The sequence below is a fragment of the Streptomyces sp. NPDC087901 genome (assembly GCF_044742205.1).
Lineage (GTDB): Bacteria > Actinomycetota > Actinomycetes > Streptomycetales > Streptomycetaceae > Streptomyces.
Genome location: NZ_JBIUUC010000046.1, coordinates 1 through 6655 on the forward strand (window position 1 = coordinate 1; position 6655 = coordinate 6655).

3 protein-coding genes and 1 pseudogene are annotated in these 6655 nt (G+C 61.6%); 1 reads left to right on the forward strand and 3 read right to left on the reverse strand.

Annotated elements, in window-relative coordinates; genetic code table 11:
- Positions 1 to 360: 360 nt before the first annotated feature.
- The 3 genes from ACIOEW_RS41085 to ACIOEW_RS41095 all read right to left on the reverse strand — a co-directional run bounded on the left by ACIOEW_RS41085 (position 361) and on the right by ACIOEW_RS41095 (position 5964).
- Positions 361 to 1169, reverse strand: a protein-coding gene (locus tag ACIOEW_RS41085) for an IS5 family transposase (protein ID WP_401970715.1) whose coding sequence is annotated in 2 segments (ribosomal slippage) — positions 361 to 849 and positions 852 to 1169 — 807 coding nt in all. Because the reading frame shifts where the segments join, the coding sequence is not laid out codon by codon here.
- Between the two features lie 92 nt (positions 1170 to 1261).
- Positions 1262 to 2941 (reverse strand): ISAzo13 family transposase, encoded by a 1680-nt coding sequence (locus ACIOEW_RS41090; RefSeq protein ID WP_401970717.1) that lies wholly within the window; start codon positions 2939 to 2941, stop codon positions 1262 to 1264.
- Positions 2942 to 4092: 1151 nt separating this feature from the next.
- Positions 4093 to 5964, reverse strand: a complete 1872-nt coding sequence (locus ACIOEW_RS41095; RefSeq protein ID WP_401970720.1) for an AMP-dependent synthetase/ligase — start codon at positions 5962 to 5964, stop codon at positions 4093 to 4095.
- Positions 5965 to 6558: 594 nt separating this feature from the next.
- Here ACIOEW_RS41095 and ACIOEW_RS41100 point away from each other — a divergent pair.
- Positions 6559 to 6655, forward strand: a pseudogene (locus tag ACIOEW_RS41100) (IS5/IS1182 family transposase); the annotation flags it as partial.

Here is a 6655-nt window from a genome sequence, read left to right on the forward strand (position 1 = left end):
GGCCACCTGCTCGACCGTCACACCCGGGTCGCGGTTCCTCGCGACCCGTACAACGTCCTGGCGGAACTCTTCCGGATAAGGCTTGGGCACAACGAAATCCTTCCCACCCGCCCCACAGGGCAAGCCAGTTCAGATGTCACCCGAGCGTGCGGCAGACCCACTGGACTGTGCCTGGATGGTAAGGCCGACGGCGATGTCTGGCCTAACGTGAACACCATTCGTCAAGTCGCCACGGACGCCCGCTTGCACATGCCATTCGGCGGCGACTGCAAATTCACTCATGTGTAACCTCCCGTCGTCATTCAATTAATGGACCAAGGACGGCGACTCTCGGCGCAGCGCTATGAGCTCGTAACACGATCATGGTCGGGTCTTCTTGAGTCGTCTCCAGCAGATGAGGCTGCAGGCGAGGGAGATGAAGGCGTCGTGGAGTTCGGTGCGGCGTTCACAGCGGACGGCGAGGCGTTTGAAGTGGTGGAGCAGGACATCGGCAAGCTCCACGACGTAGCGGAGCTTGCCGATGTCCTTGATGTTGGGTGAGCCTTTGCGGGAGATGACGGGCAGGATCCGTCGGTGACGGAGCTCGTCGCGGTTGGGGTTGAAGTCATAGCCCTTGTCGCCGAGCAAGGCTTCTGGTCGGCGGCGGGGCCGGCCGGGGCGGCCCGCGACGGGTGGGATGCCGTCGACCAGGGCGAGGGTTTGGGTGACGTCGTTGACGTTGGCCGCGGTCGTGATGACTTTGAGCGGGGTGCCGCGTCCGTCGCAGATCAGGTGGTGTTTGCTGCCCGTCTTCCGCCGGTCGACCGGCGACGGACCGGTGTCGGGTCCCCTTTTTTCGCGCGGATGTGGGAACCATCCACGCACGCCCGCGACCAGTCGAGCTCGCCGGCCGCGTTCAGTTCGGCGAGCAGGACCCGATGCAGCCGGTCGAAAACCCCTGCCTTCTGCCATCGGTCCAGCCGCCGCCAGCACGTCTGCCCCGAGCCGAACCCCAGCTCCGAAGGCAGGAGTTGACAGGCTATGTCGTTGAAGAGCACGAACAGGATGCCCTGGAGACAGAGCCGGTCCGACACCGGCCGAGGCCCCGGCGACCGCTCCGGCCACGGCGGCAGCAACGGCTCGAACAGAGCCCACAACTCATCGTCCACGATCCACGGTCGAGTACCCACACCCTCACGAACGGCCGAATCGTCACACCGGTTACGCCCCACCAGCGCACTTCAGCAAGATCGTGTTACGAGCTCATAGGGCTTGCCGGGAATCAACACGCTGGTTTGATCTTGGTTTCGTCAGTGTCGAGGAACCTGGCGACATCTTCCGGTGTGTGGAAACGGGCTGTTGAGGCGGTGAGGTGAACATGATGGGCTTCCAGGAGCGGGCGGACGTCTTTCGCTGCGCGGCTGATGGTCATGGCGGTGGTGTTGAAGAGCTGGCCCAGGAGGTGCATAGGTGCGAGTTTTCTCAGGTGGAGCACGGTGGCCAGGACCCGGTCAGCTGAGGTGAGCTTGGCTTTGGCACCTGCGCCGGGGGCAACCAGGCGCTCGTGGCCTCGGCGCGTGCGGAGTACTTGCTCACGCTGGACCTCCATCTCTGGGATCAACGCGTCGGTGAGTTCGCTGAGTTGCTGGCGGGTCATCCCGGTCAGTTCGGGGTCCTGGAGTGAATGCCGCGCGAGGTGAGTTGGTCGGTCTGCCAGTGCCCCGTCCGGTGTGTTGCCAGTGGTCGCCGCGTCCACCGGCTGGGGGTGGAGGGTGTAGTTCCAGTCGCCGTGGAAGCGATGCCGGGCGATCGGCAGGGCAGCGATCTCGTTGTCGCTGATGCGGATGCCAGTGGGGTACTCACCGCTGTCGAGTTCGGCATGGACGATGAGGCCGGTGCGGCTGGTGGTCGCGGCGATGGTTTGGATCATGACTTCGTGGCTGGTCAGGGGCCTGCCTCGCCAGTTCATGGTGATGTGGGAGAACAGCCGGTGCTCAATCTTGTTCCACTTCGAGGTGCCGGGCGGAAGGTGACACACCGTGATCTCAAGGCCGGTCTCGGCAGCGAGATCGGCGAGCTGGGTCTTCCAGCCGCGCGTGCGGTAGCCGTTGGAGCCCCCGCCGTCGGCGGTGATCAGCAGTCGACGGGCGCGGGGGTAGTCGTGCCCGCCGCGGGCCTGCCACCAGCGTCGGATCGACGCGACGGCGAACGCCGCGGTGTCGTGATCGGTGCCGATGCTGACCCAGCCGGAATTCGCCGTCATGTCATAGATCCCGTACGGAATCGCCTTCTCGGCCTCGCCTGGGAAATCGTGCGTCTTGACCCTCACGGGCTGCCCTGCGGGCAGCCATTCGTGCCCGGCGTTCTTGTAGTCGCCGATCAGTTCCTTCTTCTTGCTGTCCACGCTGATCACCGGGTCACCGGCGTCCCTGTGGTCTCTTGCACGCTCGTTGAGGTAGCGGAACTGGGCGTCCCTGTCGGGGTGCTGAGCACCTTCAACGGTCTTGGCGTTGGCCTGCAGACTGAAGCCTTCCTCCCGCAGCAGCCCAGCGACCGTGTCGGCGGAGACCCGGTGGCCCTGCCGGGTCAGCGCCGCTGCCAGCTTCCGGGTCGACTTCGTCGTCCAGCGCAGCGGTGACATCGGATCGCCCCGCTCGTCGGGCTCGACCAGCGCAAGCAGCGCCGGCCGCAGCCCCGGATCGAGGTCCACAGCCCTCTTCCGACCCCCACCAGAACGACGGACCCGCCCCGACAGAACCTGACCAGACTCCAGTTCAGCCGCTCCGCGCGAGACCGTACCCTCCCGAACCCCGGCCGCGGCAGCGACGATCCTGATCCCACCATGCCCCAGCGACAGCGCTTCCGCCCCTATAGCCAGCCGACGCTGACGCTCGTCCAGATGCGGCAACAACACCTGGAACTTCGCCGCCAGAACGTCCTCGATCCCCTCCGGTCTCCCCATACCAGAACAACGAGCCCCACAGCCGAAAGCCACGACTTGTTTCCCGGCAAGCCCATAGGGCTAGAACCTATGCGTTGAACCGCTCATGCTCCGGAGTCTTTCCCGGGGCGGACTCGATGGTGAGCCACGAGCCACATATTCCCCCGGCGACGCCCGACCGCCAGAATCCTGAGTAGTGACCAAACACCCGTGACCCCGTGACCATCTCGCCATGGGAAGGTATGCTTATGCAATTTCTCGAACTGCAGCATGTGTTGTCACACGCATGGCGCCCCCGGAGCTTCCATTCAAGGTCACTATCCTCGCGCGAGACTGCTGCGGTCCATCGTAGTCAACGGCCTCACGGTGTTCCTGCTGGTTCATACATAAAGTCGGCCGACACTAGAAAGCCTTTTCTCCGAAGCTGGGACACTGCGTATTGGACTTGATCGATCACATCGCGGTCCTCCATGCCGCTGAAGGAATATACCCATCTGCCCGGAACACGATGAAAACCCTGTGCTAGCAGTGCTTCCTCGAGGTGCGAGTCAGGCCGGCGACTAACAGCCGCGACACGGAACTCAGGATGACTCCCGATGATTATGTCTGATTCCTGGGACATCTTGTTCCTTCCTGGAGTACGGAGGCGGCCATCACGTCCTCCATAACCTAAAAGACAATTCCCGGCGTAGGGGTGGGCTCTTCGCGGATTACGGTCTGGTCCGTGCCAATTGGCCCGGGGGTGAGATCGAGCAGGAGCACGCCGCAACCGACCGGACTGCCTCCTGAAGTGTCGAGAGCCCCGTCATTTCACACACTGTCAGAGGCATGCCTTGGGATTATGCGGTGCTCTGGTATGAACCACGCTGGCCCCGACCAGTCAAGCTGTACCTACGGCTCTCTCTCAACGTGAATCGTCCGGCCCTGCATTTCAGCTGTCCACACTAGTGAAACCTGCCCCAGTCGGATGTGAGCCGCAGAAAGCGAGTACCAGTGACTTCGTTTTCCGAACGCTGATTCCCGCCGGGCGAACTGCTACTGACGGTTCGCAAGCTAGCCGTCACGGCGAATTGAGCCCGCGCCAGGCTGCGGACCGGCATTGGCCAGGCGGTCGGCTCGGCAGTGGTGGCCGCCGAACGCAGCGCGGTAGCGAGGCGGCGCCACGTGGGCGACTACTTCAACGACTCCCTGGCGACATCGATCCGTCCGCGTCGTCCCGCATACATCATCTCAATTAGGGGCGCATGCCTCACGGTCACCTCCGCCCGCCGAACCTTCAACGTCGGCGTCAGCAGCCCCGATTCCTGAGTGAACACCTCGTCTAGCACACGGAAATCCCGGATGGATTCTGCCCTGGACACCACGGAGTTTGCCCTGTTGACAGCTCGCCAGATTTCCATCCTGATTGCTTCTCTATGGTCTCCATCCTGGGTAATTTTCGCTGCGCCCGTCCCTTCGCCGAACCAATGACGCATAGTGTCCTGGTCGAGCGTAATGAGAGCAGTAACGTAAGGCAGACCATTTCCCACCATCACGCACTGGGCAACGAATGGGTGCTCACACACCATCTGTTCTATGCTTTCAGGCGAAATAGTCTTGCCGCCGCTTGTGATGATGACGTTCTTCTTGCGTCCCACTATGGAAAGATATCCATCGCCGTCCATGGCTCCAAGGTCGCCAGTGGCGAGCCAACCATCCTTGAGAGCTTGCTCTGAGGCATGCGGATCGTTGAGATAGCGAGTAAACATCTGCTCGCCTCTCAGCATGATCTCTCCGTCGCCAGCAATACGTATCTGAACTCCCTCCACAGGGTGCCCTACTGTTCCGAACTTGACTCGGCCGGGAGGGTTGCAGGTGATGCCTGCGGAAGACTCCGTCAGGCCGTATCCTTCATACAGGGTGATGCCAGCCCCGTAGAAGAACAGACCGAGAGGACGACTTAGAGCAGAGCCGCCGGAGACAGCATTCCTCATCCGACCGCCCAATATGCGGCGGATTTTGGAGTAGACAAGCCTATCGTAAAATGCGCGACGAATTTGAAGTGACAAGGAAGGGCGCAGCGCGCCGGAGAAGATCCGCCCCTCCTCCTGCTCAGCGTACTCTGAGGCGACCCGGACCGCTCGGTCGAAGAGCGCTCCCTTCCCTCTGGCTTGAGCGGCATGGCGGGCTGCGGCGAATACCCTCTCGAAGATGTGAGGAACCGCCAGTAGAAAGGTGGGACGGAAACTCGCCAGGTCTGACATGAGTCCCGTTGCGTTCATTGCTTCACTGTGCGCGAGGTGAACGCCGCCTTCGAAAGCGCCAACCTGCACAGTCCGCCCGAATACATGCGAAAGAGGCAGGAAAAGCAGCGTTGCTGGAGATGTCTTTTTGGGGACGTTGTAGATAACGTCGTACGCATGGCCAAGGATGGCTTTAGCTTGAGCCTGAAGATTTCCGTGAGTGATTATGCAACCCTTGATGCGTCCGGTCGTCCCTGCGGTATATGCAATTGTGGCTACTGAGTGAGGTGTGACTCGAGCGGCGCGCCAGTGGACCACTGAGTCGTCCAGGTGCTGACCAGCTTGCTTTAGCGTGTCGACGGCGCCGGCATCGATCTCCCAGATATGCTTCAGGTGTGGCAGGCGATGAAGGATCGACCCCACAGTCATTGTGTGCGCCTCAGTCCCCACCACACACCCTATGGAGCCGCTTTCAGTCAGCGCCATTGCCACCTGCTCGGGGGCAGCTGTGTGATATATGGGAACCGAGATGACACCTATAGACCAGGCAGCATAGTCAAAAAGTGTCCATTCATAAGAGTTGCCTGCCATCAACCCTAGGCGATCCTCATGGTTCAGCCCGCTTGCTATCAGGCCTTTTGCGACCGCTAGAACATCTTCCGCGAACTCAGACGATGTAACATCGACCCATTCTCCGTGGACCTTCCGTGAAAGCTGTACGAAATCAGGGCGCTCCGCAGCGTTCCTAAATATCACACTCGCCAGTCCCTTTCTTTCTTCGGCCATTTTCTCCTTGGAAATGCTCTCGTACGGCGTGCTCATCACTCACCTCTCCGCTGCGGATTTGCTGATTCTTCAGGCTGGCAACATTTCAGCCCACCTTGCCGGTGATCTTGTCGTGGCGAGTCAACGCTGAAGCCGACGATGTGCTCTGTCAGCGAAGGCGGCTGCGTGCTGTCGGCGAGTCCGGGAGCACCCGCTCCTCCGCCCGACCCGCTTTTGGAGTGCCCTGGTGTGCGATGCCTGGTGTACCGCCACCCGCTGCCACCAGAGCGGACAGCACCTGACGGATCCAAAGCTGACGCTCCGGTCTCTGTCACACATATACCTACGCTGACGCTTCCCTCCAGGTTCAGGAGCGTTGTCACCTCCGCTGCTGCCCACTCATCAGCACCCTTGCCCTGCACCGCCCTTACCTTGGGAAGCCAGATCAACTAAGCACACCCACCAAAGAAGTCATCCAAGTCGGGGTGATCTGACGATTGCCGGGTGGCTCAGGTGGGGTCCACTCTTCGGCATCCGGGGCCGAGTGGCCGCCCGTGGGTGCGATCACCCCATTGTGATTAACTGATCGTTTCAGAATGAGATTGCTGTGGCGTCTTGGCAGTTGGGTGTTGGGTCGGCAGGATCTGGGGGGTGTCTGCTGATCTGGTGCCTGATGACTTGTGGGAACGCGTAGCCCCGCTGCTGCCGGTTCGTCCGCCTCGGCGGCACCGGTATCCCGGACGGCTGC